Consider the following 18,462-nt stretch of genomic DNA (forward strand, 5'->3'; position numbering starts at 1 on the left):
TTTATCATCCTAAAATTCCGAACACAGAACAAATAACACCTAAAACCATAATGGCGACAATGAGTGCAACGGTATGTTTCCCTTGAAATTTACGAACAAGGAAGAAAATACCGAGGGCAAAGAGAAGAGTGAGTAAGTTAGGTATTACCTTGTCAAACATCTCTTGTACTTTGATAGATTGCTCACCGACGGCAATGGTTAGCGGAGTGGAAAGCTTGACGGTCGTCGCTATCAAGGAACCTAGGACCATGACCCCGACAACGTTCGCTATATTAGTAATTCGCTGAATAATATTTGATTTTTTCGATTGCTCGATTAAATCAACGCCTTTGTTATAGCCATAATGAATAAAGAAATATTTGGTGCCGATATTGACGATATTAAACAGAATAAACATTAAGATAGGGCCAATAATATTACCTTGCAGTGCAAATGCGGCTCCGATGCTGCCGCAAATAGGCAACCACGTAAATTTTAATAAGCTATCACCTAGGCCTGCAAATGGCCCCATTAAACCGGCTTTTACAGAAACGACAGCTTCTTTTTCTTCTTCTGTTGTTTTTTCTTCTAATGCAGCGGTGACACCGAGAATTAATGCGCCAGCGTTAATTTGCGTGTTAAAAAACTCGAAATGGCGTTGCATGGCTTTAATACGTGTTTCTTGATCCGCTTTTTCATACAGTTTATCGAGAACGGGCACCATACAATGCGCAAAACCAATAGTTTGCAGTTTTTCGTAGTTGTATGAGAATGACATGGTTTGAATTCGCCAAAACATACCATTAAGCTCTTTTTTCGTGAGTTTTTTATTTTCAGAGGTGGTTACTTCACTCATAGGTCATACTCCTCTTCTTCATTTTTATGGGAGGTTGGTGCTGTTTTTTCTTCTGGTGTTTGGCGCAAACTGCTGGCAAATGCCATGTCATAAAGCACTGCAAATGCCAGAGCGATAAAAGTAATTGGGATAATTGGCAGTTTTAAATAGGTTGTGAGCATAAAACCGAGCAGAAAGAAAAACCACATTCTGCCTTTAAGCAACATGAGTAGCAGAATACAGATACCGACAGCAGGGATCAGTTTAGATGCGACCCCCATACCGGTAAGAATACTTTCAGGTACGGCATTTAATATGCTATTGACTAAGTCACTACCAAAATAAACGGCAATAAAGCAGGGAATGGCGCGAATAAAAAACCACAGTGGCGTCGAAAAATAATGGACTTTTGTTAGGCCACTGTAGTTTCCATCAAGAATGGATTTACTGGCCCAGACATTTAAGAAACTGGCAAAAGAACGCCAGATAATCAGTAATTGTTGACATAGAATAGAGACTGGCACGGCAAGGGCGATACCCGCTGCAATTCCGCCATTGGAAGCAATACCGAGTGCAACTCCAATAATTGAACCAGCGATAATATCGGGTGCAGAATAAGCGCCGACGTTACCAATTCCCATCCACATCAATTCTAATGTGGCGCTAATGGCTAACCCTTGAACCATATCGCCCATGATAATACCGGCCACAGTACCGGTGAGCAGTGGGCGTCTTAGCATTTGCGGACCGACATCATCCAATGAGCAAATGCCTGCCCAAATTGCAATTAAAATGGCCTCTACTAACATAATAGGCTCCTCACTTATTAAGTGAAAATAAGCATGACTAAATGAATTAATTGAGTAATGTTTTCAATTCAACAATGGGATCTTTAGGAACCATTTGAATTTCAACGGCAACGTTATTGTTGATAAGTGACCTAAAGGCTTGTTCTTCTTCTGGTGTGACGGCAACTGCACGGGATAAATTACGACGGCCTTCTTGCATACGCATCCCGCCGACATTCAGTTTTTCCAGTTTTAAGCCACTTTCGACAAGCCTGTTCACATCAATACTGTTAGTAAACAGCAGCATAGTGCGGCGTTTAATTTCCGCTTTTTTTAAGACTTCAATGAATTTATCGACGCCAAAAACGACTACTTTTAGATCTGGTGGAGCAGCCATAGTAAGAACTGATTGTTGAACGGTGTCATTGGCAACTTTGTCATTGACGATAATCACCTGTTCAATATCAAAATTTTTAACCCAAGTGGTTATAACTTGGCCATGGATAAGTCTGTCATCAATTCGAGCAACATTAATTGGCATGGGATTCTCCTAAAGTTCGCTATCATTTTGTGCTAATGGTTTAAGTTGTTCACCGACATTAAGGCAACTGTCAGGGAATACATCATTAATGACTTGATGAAGTTCATGTAAAGGGAGGTCTCGGCTGCTGAGTATTTCGAGAAAAGTAGGAACATTGATTCCGCAGTACAGCACAACATCATTTTGGGTAATAACGAGCTCGCTGGCTAAATTGCAAGGAGAACCGCCTAATAAATCCACTAAAATTAAAACGCCATCGCCTTTATTAACATTTTGATATGTTTCAAATAAATGTTTTTTTACCTCATTAATATTGCTTTCTCTTTGAATGGAAATCACGCTGATATCTTCTTGAGAGCCGATTAGCATTTCAGCACATTCCAATAACCCTTGTGCAAAAGGCCCATGGCTAGCCAGTATGATAGGTATTTGAGAGCTCATTTTTTCCCCTTATATTTATTTTTTTATTTTAGTAATAAAATTACTTTTATATATTTATTTTAAAGTAACAATATCACAAAAAAGGGGAATGAAAAGGGGGAGTTCCTAGAAAGGGTCATTTTTGTGAGCAAGATCGAAGTGGCTACTTAGAGCCACATAGAAGATATTAAGGAGGAGAAAGCCGATTAGTTATTGCTATTTAAGCGAGAAAAGCGCTCCGCACGAGTGCTAATTTGTTTTTGAATTCTTTCATCATATTGTTTAATAAATAGATTAGTAATCAGCATATTAATTACAGTCAGTTGCGAAATTTTTGAGCGAATAGGGATAAGCCTTGAAACGTGCTCCGTGGAGATCGTGTGCAAGACTGTTTCTGCTAGCGATGACACCGAGCTTTGCCCCATTTTCGTGATAGCAATGGTCGGAACTTTCAATTCTCTGGCAAGAGTGAGTAGTTTGATACATTCGTGGTTTTCACCAGAATGAGAGATGACAATGACAAGATCGTTCTGATCTAATGTATTCACGATACTAAATTGAATGCTGTAATCAAGGTGACAATTAACATCTTTTTTTATTTTAATTAGTTGATATTCAAATTCTTTTGCAACTAATCCACTACTGCCTGCACCATAAATGACAATTTTTTTACTCTTACTAATTAATTCATTTGCTAGCTTAAAGGCATTTAAATTGACCAAAGCGCAAGTTTCTTCTATGGATGATTTTTCAATCAATCCTACTTTGTGATTAACGGTTTCCATTGAATCATTAATATCAATATCTTCTTGTAGTAGAGTGCCGTAAGACTTGTGATTAATCGATGAAATTAAATCAATTTTTAGATCGCTAAAGCCTTGGTAGCCTAACTTATGGCACAGGCGCAAGATAGTGGTGGTACTGACCTTATTTTCTTGGGCTAGGGATTGAATGCTCATACTTTGCATGTTTTTCTTATTAGCAATAATGTACTCAGCGACTTGTTTTTCTTTGGTGGAAAGGCTGTCTCTGGCCTCTCTAAGTTTTAGGTCTATCATTATTTACCCTGCTAATAAATTAAAATTCGTCATTACGAAATGGATCCTACCATATCTTAAAAATAGGGAAATGGTGACTTTTCTTTATTGTCTTCGTGTCACGATAATGGGGCTTATGGCTTAGGATAGAAAGTAAGGTCGGTAGGAAAAAGTTAATAAATATAAATAGTTAGTTATATCCCTATTGCTTAATAATAACCAAAGCAATAGGGATCAGTTTGTTTTTAAAGTGTGACGCCCATTTTAAAAATTGCTAATTCACGGAAATCATTGATTTCATTTTTTGTGGGTTCACCATTAACGGTTTTGACAACCAACTGAATGAAGTCATCTAATAACTGATCCATGGATTTTCCTGTTAATAAGGCACCTGCATTAAAATCAATCCAATGGGGTTTTTTGGCGGCTAATTCATTATTGGTCGCAATTTTCATGGTGGGGACAAATCCACCATATGGCGTGCCGCGCCCTGTTGTAAATAATACCATATGGCAGCCAGCTGCTCCTAAGGCACTGGTGGCAATGGCATCATTACCCGGTGCACTTAACAAGTTGAACCCTGGGGTTGTCAGGCGCTCCCCGTATTTTAAAACATCCATTACTTGGCTAGTGCCAGCTTTTTGTGTGCAGCCGAGAGATTTTTCTTCGAGTGTCGAAATGCCTCCGGCTTTATTACCTGGAGATGGGTTTTCATAAATTGGCTGGTCATGGGCAATAAAATACTGTTTGAAGTCATTGATCATATTGACTGTTTTCTCAAACGTCAGTTCATCATGGCAGTGGTTCATTAGAATTTGTTCAGCACCAAACATTTCAGGCACTTCGGTTAACACCGTGGTGCCGTTATGGCTGACTAAAAAATCAGAAAAACAGCCTAACAATGGGTTAGCCGTGATCCCTGAAAGGCCATCAGATCCACCACATTCAAGACCAAATTTCACTTCGCTCAGTTTGCCTGCCTCACGTTTATCTTGCTGTACTAATTGATAAAGTGCATTAAGGTGCTCTACACCGGCTTCAATTTCATCATCTAATTGTTGGCATACCATAAATTTCACGCGTTCATCATCATAGTCACCTAATGTTTCTTTAAAGGCGGCGACTTGATTATTTTCACAGCCTAAACCGATGACTAAAACGCCACCTGCATTAGGGTGCTTAACCATATCTTGTAAAATAGTACGGGTTGTTAAATGGTCATCACCGAGCTGGGAACACCCTAAAGTATGGTTATAAAGATAAACACCATCAATATCAGAAGCGCCATTATGTTGTTTATTAAAGCGTTCGATCATTTTTCTCGCCAGCGCATTAACACAGCCAACCGTTGGGATCACCCAAATTTCATTACGGATAGCGACATCACCATTTGCTCGGCGATAGATTTGCACTTCTGGATCCGGCCGTGTAACGGCAATTGTGTTGTGTTCAGGGTGGTATTCATAATCATTTAAGGCACTTAAATTGGTGGCGGTATTATGAGTATGAACATGCTCTCCAGCCGTTATGGTCGCCGTTGCATGGCCGATAGGAGCGCCATATTTAACAATATTATTGCCAGCCTCAATCAAGGTGAGGGCAATTTTATGCCCTCGATCAACATCTTGTTTTAATGTTACTGATTGCTCTGCAACACTAATGGTTTCCCCTGCTTGTCGGTTAACTAAAGTAATGGCGACATTGTCATTGGGATGTATTTTAATTATATCTTTTATCATATTGCGTTCCCTGAACTGGAAATCGGATTAAGCATGATCAGCCATAAAAAGTATGAATGATCTTTTGTTGTCTAAATTTCATTCATTATACGATCTGGTCTACAACTTTAAAAGATGTTATACCAATTTATTATGATTTATTTATTAGTGAAGTTCTATTTCACCCATCGTCGAAAAATTTCGTTATACTGTGGACATTGATGGCCAGCGAGTCGGGTGGTTATGTGAAAGGAGAAAATAATGAGCTCACAAGAGAGTGAACCGCGCCTATACCAACAAGTTGCGGCTCTGGTCAAAGAACGTATCGAAAATGACGAATACCCAGTTGGCACTAAATTACCTGCGGAACGGTTACTTGCTGACGAAATGAAGGTGAGCCGTACTGTGATCCGTGAAGCCATCATTATGTTAGAAGTAGAAGGCTATGTGGATGTACGCAAAGGATCTGGCATACATGTTATTAGTAACCGGTCTAATAACTCAGTCAATACAGAAACGGGATTAGAGTTTAGCCGCTGTGGGCCGTTTGAGCTCTTGCAAGCAAGGCAACTGATTGAAAGCCATATCGCCGAGTTTGCCGCGACCCAAGCCACCAAAGAAGATATTTTAAAACTAGTTGATATTCAAAAGCATGCTCGCAAAGAGGATCGTTTTCGTGATTCAACATGGGATCTTGCTTTTCACATGCAAATTGCCGCGTCGACCCATAACAGTGCGATGGTGGTGATCGTTGAGCAAATGTGGAGCCAACGCTTACGTAACCCTTACTGGCTCAAGCTTCATGAGCATATTGATAACCGTTCGATTGAGAGCTGGTGCGATGAACATGACCAAATTTTGCAGGCGTTAGCGCGTCGAGACCCTAAAGGGGCGCGGCAAGCTATGTGGCAACATTTGGAAAATACCAAAAAAATGTTATTCAACGCGACCAGTGATGACTTCGAGTTCACCATGGACCGCTACTTTTTCGCAGATAGCCCAACCATGGATGATAACAGCTAGTTATTCCTCATCATCTTCCGATATTTGCTTCAGCGCGGGGAGGTTAACTAAAATAATTTTCCCGTATTTTGCATCAATCCAGCCTAGTTTTTCCCATGCGACTAAACGCTTATTGATGGTTTGCCGTGTGGTATTAATGATGGTCGCTAAGTCATCTTGTGTGAGATATAAGCTTAGTTGAATTCCTTTTTCATGAGGTTCGCCATAGCCTTCTGCTAAGCTCAATAAGCGTTTGGCGAGTCGGGCTGAAACAGATAATAAGGCACTGTCATTGATAATGGTAAAGGCATTACGAATCACTTTGCAGAGTAAAATATTCAGAAATTGGTAAAAAACGGGGTGTTTTTCCAAGATCATGGTTAAGTCTTTCGGTGATATTGTCAGTAAAATGGTTGGGCTAATCGCTTTGGCATCATGGGTGCGCGCTGATTTATCTAGCATGGCAATTTCGCCAAACCAATTGCCTGGTGAAAGATAGCGAAATACACATTCACGACCATCTGAGGAAATTGAACTTACTTTTACTGAACCTTGAATCACCGCATATAGACCACGAGCAGGGTCACCCTGATAGTGAACCATTTCACCATCTGGATAGAAACGTAATGTGGCGCATGTCATTAAGATGGAAATCAAATAATCAGGTAAGTTACTAAACCAACTATTTGTTTTTAATATTTCAAGAATATTTTCATGCGTTAGAACTAATTGGCTGTTTTGTACCGCAATGTTCATCTGAATGCTCCCTGCATGATTGGCTAACTTTATCATGACATTTGGTAGGGTTATGTTCAATCATGAACCGCCGTAATATTCGAGTAAACCTCATAAATAAGAAATAAGGTAATAGAAAACCCGAGCCATTAATGTGGCTCGGGAGGGATTTAAAAGATAATTAATTAATCTTCAAATCGTTTTTCAATACCTAATCTTTTTAATGTCAGAATCAACAGACCACCGATAAAGGTGACCAATGCGATAAAATAGAGTCCTGCACGGGCAGATTCAAAGGTAGTTTCAGCCCAAACTCGTAAGTTTGGTGCCACAAAACCACCTAAGTTACCCACTGAGTTAATCAAAGCAATACCCGATGCAGCTGCGGTGCCGCCTAAGTATGCAGATGGGAAGCTCCAATACAGAGGCTGCATCGCCAAGTGACCAGCCGCTGCCACACACAGGGCAATAATCGCAATGACGGGAATGCTATCGAATAAACCAGAAACCGCAATTCCCGCAGCACCTAACATAAAGGTGATGGCAGCGACTTTACGACGTTCTTTTAGACGTTCTGAAATACGAGGTACATAATAAACCGCAATTGCCGCACACAGTGGTGGAATGGCGGTAACAAAGCCTACAAGTATGCCGACTTTACTGCCCAACAACGTACCGATTTGGGTTGGTAAGAAGAAATAAATCCCATAGCCACATATTTGAACGGTAAACCAAATCAGACACAGGTAGAGAACGCGCATATCTAATAATGCTCTCAAGGCGCCTTTCGGGCTATGGCCTGCTTTGGCATCTTCTTCCAAGGCTAATTTAGCGGAAAGTGCACTTTTTTCCTCAGCTGTCAGCCATTTGGCTTTTTCAGGGCGGTCATCAAGGTAAAAGAACACCCAAATCCCGACAATAGATGCTAATAAGCCTTCTACGACAAACATTAACTGCCAGCCGTATAAACCGAAGGCAAATGAAGTTCCTTCCAACGACAATAATGAGCCAGATAATGGGCCGCCAATGATAAACGCCAGTGGTGCCCCAAATAAGAAGTAGCCTGTCACCCGTGCTCGGATATTTTGTGGGAACCAGAAGGTTAAATACAGAATAACCCCCGGAAAGAAGCCAGCTTCACTGACACCAAGTAAGAAACGCAGCACAATAAAGGTGGTTTCATCATGAGCAAACATCATGGCGGCAGAGACTAGCCCCCATGTGACCATAATGCGTGATAACCATACCCGAGCGCCAATGCGGTACAACAGAATATTACTTGGCACTTCAAATAGTGCGTAGCCGATAAAAAAGATCCCTGCGCCAAATGCGTATGCAGCGTCACTTAACCCAGTTGTTAATTGAAACTCTTGTTTTGCAAAACCAATATTTGAACGGTCTAAATAAGCCAATATGAACATTAATACCACCATAGGTATTATTTTTCGTATTGCTTTGCTGGTAGCCGATGATAAATGATCCGTATTGGTGGACATGGTTCACCCCAGTTTTTTGTAAGATAGTAATGTTATCTATTCATTTTTATTATGTGTTTAGCCCGCCGCTGAATAACCAGCAGAGTAGAGTATAGAGCTAATGTACTCGTCATACTTCAAGTTGCAGTGTTGTTGATTGCACCATGAATTATTCAGAGTATAAATAAGTAATTTAAAATGAATAATTCTTGTTATTAATTTCCCTTTTTCATGTTGTTAGAAATGAAATATTGAAAAAGGGAATGATCATTATTTCACGTTAAATTTGGCTAATGCTTCAGGTTTTAACGTCGTACCTGCCCCAGGCGCGGTTGGTGTGGTATAAACACCATCAATGACTTCGACTGGGTCAACAAAGCAATCCAGTGTCCAGGGAATAAATTCCAGTAAAGAACAAGCGGGATGTGCCATTACCAGATGCAATTGTGCCTGCATCATATCGCCATGGTGTGGTGTCACGGGTAAATTAAAGGCCATACCTAAGTCAGCAATTTCCCATACCGCCGTTAAACCGCCACAGCGTGTTGCATCAGGTTGTAAGTAATCAACGGCACCCGCCAAGACAAATTCCTTGAATGAATCATTGTGATAAAGTAATTCACCTAATGCGATAGGTGTATCCATATAAGCGGCAAGCTGTTTATGGCTGGCGACATCATCATGCCATAATGGTTCTTCAAACCACTTAATATTGAAATCATTTAAACGGTGGCCATATTGCTTGGCAATACTGATATCCCATTTACCGTTTGCATCGACCATTAGGTCGATATCGTCGCCAATTGCGTTACGAACAGCTTCAATACGTTGTAGATCTTCGCGTGGATCTGGTTTACCAATTTTCATTTTTATTGCTTTGAAGCCTTCTTCGAAGATCATTTTTTTACAATCATCGACTAAGTCTTCTTGGCTACGCACTAACCAACCGCAGTCGGTGTTATAGGCGTTAACTTTATTGTGTTTTGAACCGCCAAACAGTTGCCATAGCGGCTGATCCGCGGCTTTAGCTTTAAGGTCCCAAAGGGCGATATCGATGGCAGAAATCGCCATTTGCATCAAACCACCACGACCTACCCAGATATTGGTTGAGCTGCGAGTGAGTTTTCGATGTAAATAGCGCACTTCTGTTGGGTCTTCGCCGAGTAACATTGGGCCGAAAACATCTTCAATAATAGTGGTGATTAAACGGTCAGTGGTGATGTCGGCATGTGTCCCTGTGTGGCCATAACCGACTAATCCACATTCTGTTTTGATCATGACACCCGGCATCCCCCAATGGGTAATGCTGTGAGTTGAGTCACCAATTAGGTCATTAGTGACAGGTACGTGCATGATAAAAGTACTAATTTCTTTTATTTTCATTGTTGTTCCCAGGTGTTGTAAGGTGGTTGAATGCCAATCTAACAGTGGGAAGTGGATTAAACTGTCAAATGATTTACAGATTGTGCCTGTATGGCGCTTTTTACTGATAAATATGAGCTAGATCTCTTTATTTTGTATGATAGATTATGGCGTATCTTTAAAATTGGTATAACAGCTTAATAGGTGAAAATAGTGGGAAGCAGGGAACAATAAAAATTTTTATCAGGGTATGGGGTTCAATCTAGAGTGGGTTTAGAATAATGGTGGAAACCCAGCTTTATAGTGGATAAAACATGTCTAAACGATTTCTTTTATTGCTTTGTATTTTATTTACGAATTATCTTCCCCAATCTTTGGCTTCTGAGACCGTCAACAACACTGACGATTGGCAGTTGGCAGACATCCCACCAAAGCTAGTGCAAACAAAACAGCCTGAAATTATTTTTGCGATGATTGCTGGAGAAATGCGAGCCGTCGCAGAACTCAATGCAGAACACGGTTTTTATGCCTATTCTCCTTCGGGGGATTATTGTGCAATGCAGTTTGGCAATGGGTATGCCTTTGTAAAAACAGTATCGTTTTCTAACCAAAAACCGCGTTATGTACCTGAAGTGGATAGGCTAAATGATTTACAAAATCCCATTTATGATTATTTGGTCACGCACCAAAAAACAGCGGTATATAACTCAACTCAGAGTAATAGTAAGCAAATTGCCTCTTTATGGGAAAACCTGCGCTACCCTGTGTTAGCGCGGATGATTAAAACGGATAAAGCAGGAGAAAAGACTGCTTGGCTAACCATTCGCCTAGGGGATAGGCTGGGCTATGTGCGTTTAGATGATGTAGCATTAGATAAAGGCATTCCAATTTTAACTTATCACCATATTCTCAAAGACAGTGAAAATAAGCATTTTCGTGACACGTCAACGACGACATCCGTGGAAGCATTTCGTGAACAAATGAATTATTTAAAACAGGCGGGTTACCAAACGCTTTCGCTTGCCGATGTGGAAGATTATCTGAATAAATCTGCTAACTTACCAGGTAAAGCAGTCGTGCTGACATTTGATGATGGTTTAAAATCAGTTTATCGCTATGCATTACCGATTTTAAGGCATAACCGCCAGCAGGCGACGCTATTTATTATTTCTTCGCGGATTAAAACACAGCCACAAAAATGGTCAGCGCATGACTTACAATTTATGAATAAACAAGAGATAAAAGATAGCCGAGACGTTTTTAATATCCAATCTCATACTCACTTTTTACATCGTTTAGATAACCATAATTCACCCATTTTATTTAGCCGGAAAGAACATACGATCATGTTGGATTTCAAACGGTCGATGAGAATTCTAAGCCGTTTCGAACCTGAGCAGCGTTACCTTGCATATCCATTTGGTGGTTATAACCAATCAGCGATGGATGCGGCTAAAGATGCGGGGCTACATCTTGCCGTCACGACCATTCAAGGAAAAGTTAAATTGGGGGATAACCCTTTTGCGCTCAAACGTTTGTATGCTTTTCGGACTGACCCATTAGAGAAATTTGCTCAGATGGTAGGTAATAGTGAAAAAAGCGTCATAAATCAAAATATTATTATCGACAGATAATCAATATAGCGAAGTAAGCACTGGGTTGTTTGGCTCAGTGCTCATCCGCTTGCTTGCCCGTTCCCATCTCTTTTAAAAATTGTTGTTGGTAAACAAACAATTCTTTTGCGCTAATACAATGATAATCCATCGAAAACTGTTCGGCGGTTTGCTCAATGATCTTAGCAAGTGCAGGGTAATGGCGGTGGTTCCAATTCGGAAATAAATGGTGTGTAAGATGTAAGTTTAATCCACCTAACCAATAAGTTAACCAACGAGGTGTAGTTTGCCAATCATAAGTGGTTGAAAAAGTATGAGTATAAAAACCATGCGGCATATTGCTTTCTTTGGGGGGCGTATAAAAAGTTGCTTTCGCCCAATGGGTGCCAAGTATTAATACAACAAATACGAGGGAGGCAAGCATTTGGCTAAATAAGTAAGTGAGTAGCAAGGTACCTAAACTGATATCAGTGATAACAAACGCAGGTATGACTATTGCAACAATCAAATGTAGTAACTTAGCCAATAAAAATGCCCCAATACCACGACGGCCTTGATGGCGCATATGCGGGGCGACGCGCGTCAAATGAAATCTATCCATCCAATCAAAGAACCAAATCAATGCAGGGAAAGTCATTGCGGCAATTAATGGCCAATACAGATGCTGAGCTCGCATAAACGGGTACCAGCGCTGATAAGGCGTTTGACGTAAGACGAAATTTTCTTCGATATCTAAATCATAATGACGAATGTTGGTGTGAGCATGGTGAAAAATAATATGCCTGACTCGCCAACATTCAGGGTCTAAACCCAACGGAATAGTGACCCAAAAATTGAGCCAATAATTGGCTTTGGCCTGTTTGAAAATCGCATTATGGGAAGCATCATGAACTAAATTAATTGCCAATAATAATGCGAAACAGATAAACAGGGGATAAAAAATAAAAAAAGCCCAAGACGCGTTAACACATAGCGCTATGCCGTAACTGCCTAGGCAGCACAAGATTAAAACCAAGCTTTTTAAATAAAAGCGTAAGTCAGCGAACCGGTGATCTGCACGCTGTTGTAAATAGTGTTTAGCGGCCTTGTTCAACGCTTTTTGGAACGCTTGATCATGGCGGTGTTGGTAGCCTAACGGCCTTAGCGGCTCAGGCGACATCACGCACCTGTATGGGTTTTCGGCCGATACCAAGTAACATTAATAAACTATGCAGCCACAGAGCCGTGGTAAAAATAACCCAAAATGGCGTTGTCCATTGCCAAATAAATAAAATGCAAATTAATAGTAAGCAAGCGATGAAAAACCAGCTCATCAGGCCAATTTTACGGCCATCTGAAATACCTGATAGTGCTACGGTACCTAAGGCTAATAAGATAAATAAAATCACTTGCTGTTGAGTCGTTCCCTGATAACCATAGCCATAAATATAGACATAACCAATAACTAGGCTAAATAGGAGAAGTGTTCCCATTACTAATGCGATTTGGTTCACGCGAAATAAGGGGACGGTTTTTTCCTTGGGTTGACTGCGACGTTTAATGATACGCCAAAAAGGCAAATTACTATCAATAAATGGGTTTTCAGAAGCGGGAGCCCCTTTGATGCCAAAATGGTGTTCCGTTTCAGGTAATTTGGAAAACGTACCAAACAGTTTGTCCCAAAAAATAAAACTGCCGCCAAAATTACGGTTGGAATAGTGCCCTTCTTTCACATGGTGAACTCGGTGGTGCTGTGGTGTTACCATGAATTTTTCCAACCAACCCAAACGCGGGATCAGCGCACTGTGGTTAAAAAATTGAATGGTATAGTGCAATATTGAAACGGTGATAAACACTTCTAAAGGGATCCCCATTAATGCCAGCAACATAAAGAATGGGATTGATGTGAGTGATGAATACCACGAATTACGCACGCCTAATGATAGGTTATAGTGCTCCCCTTGGTGATGTACCACATGAACGGCCCATAAAACACGGTAAGTATGGTGTAAACGGTGTAGCCAGTAAAAGCCAAAGTCCCAAGCAAAAATCGTAAACACCCACACCAGTGCGGTTGGCCAGTTTTCAACGAGATTGAATGAGTAGTGGGTCACGACAAAGCCGTAACAAAAAATCTCTAACCCTCTAAACAGCCACAGCATAATATGGCCAGAGTTCAGGTTGAACACCAATTCTTGCCAGCTAACGGTTCCTTTTTGTGTTTTGGCTATCACCAAACCTTCTGCGACCACAACCGCTAACATGAAAACAATCGGAAAGGTTAATTCATTCATTAGTGTTTCTCTTTAAGACAAACTTCGCAGTGTGAACAATCACTAATGCCCCACAAGCGGTGAGTGCGCCAGTGACCACATCAATAAATAAATGGCGTTTTAACACCAATACAGAAGCACAAATAGCAAGGGCCCAAATTACGGCTAGAACCGTGCGAAATTTTTGTTGTGTTGACCATAATGCATTCAGTACGACGAGAGTCAATGAGACATGTAGAGAAGGTAGTAAATTTTGTGGGCTATCAATATTCATTAAAGCAGATAAAGCCAGTCCGGATAAGGTTGATAAGTCGTAATCGTGGTATAGCATAGTCGTGGGGTAGCACAAATAAACAGCTCCAGAAACCAGCGCACAGAGTTGCATGGCATACATAAGTGGGCGCGCTTTTCTTAGGGGACAGAGAAAATACCCAAGTGGGATAAACAGAAAAAAGGAGAGGTAAAGCCAGATGGCATCGGGGGAAAATGGGACGGCATTATCTAGTTCACTAGGGAGTAAAATATGAGCTTGCCCAGTCACTTGCCCGGTATATTGGTAAACAATACCTACGGTTCCCCAGCCGAGTAGGCAATAAATAAAGCGAGTGAATAATTCCCTGTTGTTCATTTTACTTCCTTACGGGTTATACGTCGCTTTTTAACCGAGAGTGCTTGCGTAATAGCGGCTGATGATAATTGCCAATCTAATTGCGTAATATCAACGTGTTGGCTTGCAAAGTAACTTGCTAGCTGTTGCTGGCAATGGGATAACTCCATGGGAGAGCATTCAGCCTGTAAATGTAATGAGTTGCCTTGCTGTGTTAAGCGGAAATCAGCAGTAACAGGTAAGTGATTCACAATAACCCGCGCACAGGGATCTGCAAAAATCGTCACCATTTTGCCGTTATAGCCTGGAAGTTGCAGTAAATCATCACAACGACCCTCAATGCGTTCTATCGCCATTTCAGGGGAGCCACATGGGCAGGTGTTTTTTTTCACCACTAACACATCATCCAGTTGATAACGAACGATAGGCTGTGTTTTACGGGTAAAATCCGTAATAATCGGCGAAAAACGGTTATTATCAAGCCAATTAGGCTCAATATGCACAAACGCTTCATTTAAGTGTAAAGTACCATGAGAACAAGTACAGCCTAAAAAACCTTCCGTTGCTTGGTAGACCTCTCCAACATTGGGGAAGCAATCCTGTAATTTTTGTTTATCATGGGGTTCTAATACTTCAGCCACGGAAATGACTTTCTGCACATTTAGTTGAAGTTTCTGTTGGTTAATGGCGTCAGCTATCGCGCATAGCACTTGGGCTGGCGCAACAATAATTGATGGTTGATATTGTTCAAGTGCAGCGAGTTGCAGGTCAAAATCTGCAAAAAGGTCATAAAAACGCAGTGAAATCCAACGGTTATTGACACTTTCATACAGGTTATTATTAGCACGTAAAAATAGAGCAACACGTTCACCACTAAACAGACTTTTAGGTAGCATTTTAGCTAACATGCTGCCAGACCAAACATTTTGTTCTTCTGGGCTAACAACGAAAAGGCCTCGACGGCCTGAGGTTCCAGAGGACAACCCGACACTGTAGCGCCCTACTTTAGGGGCAAAATCCCGAGATTGCTCACTTTTTTGTGCACATTCTAGAAGTTTTTGGCTAGAAAGCCCGGCGGTATTCATCTCATCAAAATTATCCATCATGACTTGTTTATTCATAATGGGAAAATTAGATAATGGCTGATTGATATATCGCTGAAAGTAAGGGCTTTTCGATAGCACTTTGCGCTTAAAATGTGCCAAACGTTTTTGTTGATAAGCTTCTAGCTCGTCACGGTTGCGAAACGTCAAATGACGAGCGTGCCAGTAATGCCAAAGCATCGAGAGGATCACAATAAATCCCCTTCGTGGCACAGTTGGATAACCACATTGCGTTTATCAATTTCATGTAATTTATTGAGTGTTTCGTAATAAGCCTGCTTATCATCCATGATGATATTGGCAATGGCCATAGGGCCGCGCAATTCACGGTAATTAGTGGGAGACCATGCTGCGTCACCTGCGAGCAATATCCAGCCTGAGTCAGTTAGTACACACAAACCAATATGCCCTGCAGCATGCCCAGGAAGCGGCACAATGAATAACGTCTTCTGTTGATTTACCGCATAGCCTTCGCCCAAAACTTGTAATTCATTCGGTAACGCCACCTTTGGGAAACCTTCATAAAATACAGTACGTTGTTCAAAGTCTTCTGGTAGAAGACCACTGACAAAGGCATTTTTCAATGCAGCAAACCCTGTTAAAGGGCGTGTTTTAGCCCAGCCATCTCCTGAGCAAATAATGGGGATGTCAGGGAAGTCACGTAGCCCAGCGATATGGTCACCATGAAAATGGGACAAAATCACACCATTGATATCATTAGGTTTTAAGCCATGATTAGCCAATTGATTGACAAGGGCGTCTTTGCTTTCGAAATACACTGGGGTAACAGTTCGATATAACCGCATAATGCCATGGCGCGTGTGATCATAAAAATGGGTGGCATAACCCGTATCAAATAGCCAACGCTGGTGTTCATCTTCAATCAGCCATGCTCTTGCTGGGAATTTACAGGATTTAAAACTAGCACCTTTTAAAGCCACACAGCCTGGATGTGTGCAGTAACCCACTTCATATTGATGAATTTTTAGCATGGGTTCTCCTGTTGTTTCAGCCATTTAGCGGTCAAATGAATACCTTGTTGCATACTATATAAAGGATAGTAACCCAGTTCTTGCTGTGCTTTTTGGTTATCTAATGTCATGGTGAAATAGGCTGCGCCAAGGCTATAGCGTGTGAGTAATGGTTCTTTTCCCGTTAAATAGCCAATGGCTTCTAATAGGCTGGCAATAACATACAGTAAAGGGTAAGGAGCTGAACGAATTTCGCAATCTAAGTTTAGCTCACTAAATAACTGATTTAATGTCTGTTTTAGTGCTTGGGGCTGTTGGTTGGTAATATTATAAATGGCGCCATTAGGGAGTATTTCTTTGAAAGTCGCCAACTGCATGCTGTGAACCACATTTCCCACATAGGTGAGGTCAAAATGGTTATTTCCCCCATTAGGTAACACCAATTTTCCCTTACGTGATTTTATTTGGGCGAGCAAACGCGGTAGCAAAACGCGATCATGGGGGCCAAATAAACCTCGAGGGCGCAAAATAGTGTAACGAGTTGTCGGAAACTGCTTAACGCACTGCTCAATCCTAGTTTCGGCTAAATATTTTGTTCTGGCATATTGGTTAGCGAAATGTTTATTAACCGTGGACTCATGAATATTTTGCTGGTGGGTGAAATTAAAATAAATGGCTGGGGTGGAAATATGGATAAAGCGTGAGACTTTGGCTTCCCCCGCAGCGGTAGCCAAAATTTGAGTCGCATGAATATTTGTTGTCTCAAAATCTTGGCGTTTGCCCCAAGGTGAAGAAAGAGCAGCGCAGTGCCAAATGGCATCACAGCCAGTCATCATCTCTTTGGCCTGTTGCAAAGAAAGCTGAGCCAGTTCACAAGGGATAAATTCAGCTCCCATTTTTACTAGCTGTTCTCCTGCTTGCGGGTTTCGCCCACAAGCGACGACTTCAAAACCTCGCCCCAGTAAGTACTCACTTGCATTTCTACCAAGGCCACTCGTAGCACCTGTGACGAGGATCTTCATGGCACTAATACCATGGCGCACAGCGCTAACCCAGCGGCAGTGCCAATTAGCATGGCACTGGGCTTTTCATAGAAACGGCCTGTGATAATTGCTTCGTGTAATGCTGAAGGGATAGAGGCCGCAACTTGGTTCCCACGATGGCAGTAGATATCGACTAATTGCTCTGTTGTTACGCCCACACGTTGGCGCATATGTTCTAAAGAAAGATGGCTTGCTTGGTGTGGGATCACGGTACCAATTTGTTTGAGTTGTATACCTGATTCACTGAAAACCTGCTGCATAAAATCTTCAATCAAAGAAGATGCGAGGCGAAACAGTTTTTTCCCCTGCATATGGAACAGAAAATCATCATCAATCATCCCTGCGCGTGGGTTGCGTCTTGTGCCACCTGCGCGAATCTCACAAAAATCAATGCCTGCGGTATAAGTGGTGTGTGTGTAAGAAATAATTCCACTATTCCCATCCCCTTTTTCCACAACAACACAAGCTGCACCATCACCAAAAATCAACGATGATTCTTTATCTTGCCAATCAATACCACGCGAGGCGATATCCGCAGAAACAATTGCAATGCGTTGATAAGCACTGGTGGCTAATAACCCCGCAGCAACCTGTAGCGCAGTGATAAAGCTTATGCAACTTGAATTAACATCAAAGCAGGCAATCCCTTGATTTAAATTTGATTGTTCAAGGATATGCGCTGCGGAGCAAGGCAAAGCTTGCACGGGAATTGCAGACGCATTAATTAGCATATCAATACTGCTTGGTACGATATGGTTCGCATGCAATGCATTTTGAATCGCCAGGGAAGCTAACACTGCTTGTGAATCGGTATGACTTGCATGGAAGCGATATTCGATACCTGAATGTTTTTCAACAAAACCTTTTGGTTTATTGAGCTTTTCATCAAGCATTGAGGAGTAAATTTTGTTTTCAGGTAGTGCCACACCAGAAGCAATGATTTTTAGTGGGGTGATTGACCTATTACCAGACATATAAGTA

At 41.3% G+C, this 18,462-nt stretch carries 18 protein-coding genes; 2 read left to right on the forward strand and 16 right to left on the reverse strand.

The genetic code is table 11. From position 1 onward, the window contains the following. Positions 1–4: 4 nt before the first annotated feature. The 6 genes from PSE83_RS14650 to PSE83_RS14675 all read right to left on the reverse strand — a co-directional run bounded on the left by PSE83_RS14650 (position 5) and on the right by PSE83_RS14675 (position 5,339). Complete coding sequence (locus PSE83_RS14650) at positions 5–835, reverse strand: PTS system mannose/fructose/sorbose family transporter subunit IID (protein ID WP_004259186.1); 831 nt, start codon at positions 833–835, stop codon at positions 5–7. Further along, positions 832–1,623 (reverse strand): PTS mannose/fructose/sorbose/N-acetylgalactosamine transporter subunit IIC, encoded by a 792-nt coding sequence (locus PSE83_RS14655; protein WP_047756133.1) that lies wholly within the window; start codon positions 1,621–1,623, stop codon positions 832–834. The genes PSE83_RS14650 and PSE83_RS14655 overlap by 4 nt, the downstream gene beginning before the upstream one ends. Before the next feature lie 46 nt (positions 1,624–1,669). Further along, positions 1,670–2,143, reverse strand: coding sequence for a PTS system mannose/fructose/N-acetylgalactosamine-transporter subunit IIB (locus PSE83_RS14660; protein WP_096864481.1), 474 nt, complete (start codon positions 2,141–2,143; stop codon positions 1,670–1,672). Positions 2,144–2,152: 9 nt separating this feature from the next. Then, entirely contained in the window at positions 2,153–2,584 is a 432-nt protein-coding gene (locus PSE83_RS14665; protein WP_004259178.1) for a PTS sugar transporter subunit IIA, read from the reverse strand. Between the two features lie 185 nt (positions 2,585–2,769). Then, complete coding sequence (locus PSE83_RS14670; protein ID WP_004259175.1) at positions 2,770–3,621, reverse strand: MurR/RpiR family transcriptional regulator; 852 nt, start codon at positions 3,619–3,621, stop codon at positions 2,770–2,772. A gap of 224 nt (positions 3,622–3,845) precedes the next feature. Continuing rightward, a complete protein-coding gene (locus PSE83_RS14675) occupies positions 3,846–5,339 on the reverse strand; it encodes a UxaA family hydrolase (RefSeq protein ID WP_272660955.1) in 1,494 nt (497 codons plus the stop codon). 240 nt (positions 5,340–5,579) lie between these two features. On the opposite strand from PSE83_RS14675, the gene exuR reads away from it, so the two are divergent. Beyond that, positions 5,580–6,341, forward strand: a complete 762-nt coding sequence (gene exuR, locus PSE83_RS14680) for a transcriptional regulator ExuR (protein WP_004259169.1) — start codon at positions 5,580–5,582, stop codon at positions 6,339–6,341. Here exuR and PSE83_RS14685 read toward each other — a convergent pair whose 3' ends face one another. The 3 genes from PSE83_RS14685 to PSE83_RS14695 form a co-directional block, all read right to left on the reverse strand. Next, positions 6,342–7,076 (reverse strand): Crp/Fnr family transcriptional regulator, encoded by a 735-nt coding sequence (locus PSE83_RS14685; protein ID WP_099975398.1) that lies wholly within the window; start codon positions 7,074–7,076, stop codon positions 6,342–6,344. Positions 7,077–7,240: 164 nt separating this feature from the next. Beyond that, entirely contained in the window at positions 7,241–8,551 is a 1,311-nt protein-coding gene (locus PSE83_RS14690) for an MFS transporter (RefSeq protein WP_096864484.1), read from the reverse strand. Positions 8,552–8,800: 249 nt separating this feature from the next. Next, positions 8,801–9,913 (reverse strand): mandelate racemase/muconate lactonizing enzyme family protein, encoded by a 1,113-nt coding sequence (locus PSE83_RS14695; protein ID WP_004259162.1) that lies wholly within the window; start codon positions 9,911–9,913, stop codon positions 8,801–8,803. A 293-nt stretch (positions 9,914–10,206) separates the two neighbouring features. Between PSE83_RS14695 and PSE83_RS14700 the strand changes: the two genes are divergently transcribed. Further along, the gene (locus tag PSE83_RS14700; RefSeq protein ID WP_004259157.1) at positions 10,207–11,526 is read left to right on the forward strand and encodes a polysaccharide deacetylase family protein; all 1,320 of its coding nucleotides are present in this window, start codon (positions 10,207–10,209) and stop codon (positions 11,524–11,526) included. A gap of 34 nt (positions 11,527–11,560) precedes the next feature. Here PSE83_RS14700 and PSE83_RS14705 read toward each other — a convergent pair whose 3' ends face one another. The 7 genes from PSE83_RS14705 to PSE83_RS14735 are packed head-to-tail and all read right to left on the reverse strand — an operon-like array spanning position 11,561 to position 18,455. Then, complete coding sequence (locus tag PSE83_RS14705; protein WP_004259153.1) at positions 11,561–12,664, reverse strand: fatty acid desaturase family protein; 1,104 nt, start codon at positions 12,662–12,664, stop codon at positions 11,561–11,563. Further along, positions 12,654–13,778: a sterol desaturase family protein gene (locus PSE83_RS14710; protein ID WP_004259150.1), complete on the reverse strand. Its 1,125-nt coding sequence runs from the start codon at positions 13,776–13,778 to the stop codon at positions 12,654–12,656. The genes PSE83_RS14705 and PSE83_RS14710 overlap by 11 nt, the downstream gene beginning before the upstream one ends. Continuing rightward, the gene (locus PSE83_RS14715) at positions 13,771–14,385 is read right to left on the reverse strand and encodes a phosphatase PAP2 family protein (protein WP_153674125.1); all 615 of its coding nucleotides are present in this window, start codon (positions 14,383–14,385) and stop codon (positions 13,771–13,773) included. The genes PSE83_RS14710 and PSE83_RS14715 overlap by 8 nt, the downstream gene beginning before the upstream one ends. Next, entirely contained in the window at positions 14,382–15,662 is a 1,281-nt protein-coding gene (locus tag PSE83_RS14720) for a F390 synthetase-related protein (RefSeq protein ID WP_172767585.1), read from the reverse strand. Before PSE83_RS14720 ends, PSE83_RS14715 begins: the two co-directional genes overlap by 4 nt. Then, positions 15,656–16,459, reverse strand: coding sequence for an MBL fold metallo-hydrolase (locus PSE83_RS14725; RefSeq protein WP_004259140.1), 804 nt, complete (start codon positions 16,457–16,459; stop codon positions 15,656–15,658). Before PSE83_RS14725 ends, PSE83_RS14720 begins: the two co-directional genes overlap by 7 nt. Next, on the reverse strand, positions 16,453–17,460 hold the full coding sequence (locus PSE83_RS14730; protein WP_004259137.1) for an NAD-dependent epimerase/dehydratase family protein: 1,008 nt from the start codon (positions 17,458–17,460) through the stop codon (positions 16,453–16,455). The genes PSE83_RS14725 and PSE83_RS14730 overlap by 7 nt, the downstream gene beginning before the upstream one ends. Further along, positions 17,457–18,455: a 3-oxoacyl-[acyl-carrier-protein] synthase III C-terminal domain-containing protein gene (locus PSE83_RS14735; RefSeq protein ID WP_004259133.1), complete on the reverse strand. Its 999-nt coding sequence runs from the start codon at positions 18,453–18,455 to the stop codon at positions 17,457–17,459. Before PSE83_RS14735 ends, PSE83_RS14730 begins: the two co-directional genes overlap by 4 nt. Positions 18,456–18,462: the final 7 nt, after the last annotated feature.

Source organism: Providencia sp. PROV150 (genome assembly GCF_028481025.1).
Classification (GTDB): domain Bacteria; phylum Pseudomonadota; class Gammaproteobacteria; order Enterobacterales; family Enterobacteriaceae; genus Providencia; species Providencia hangzhouensis.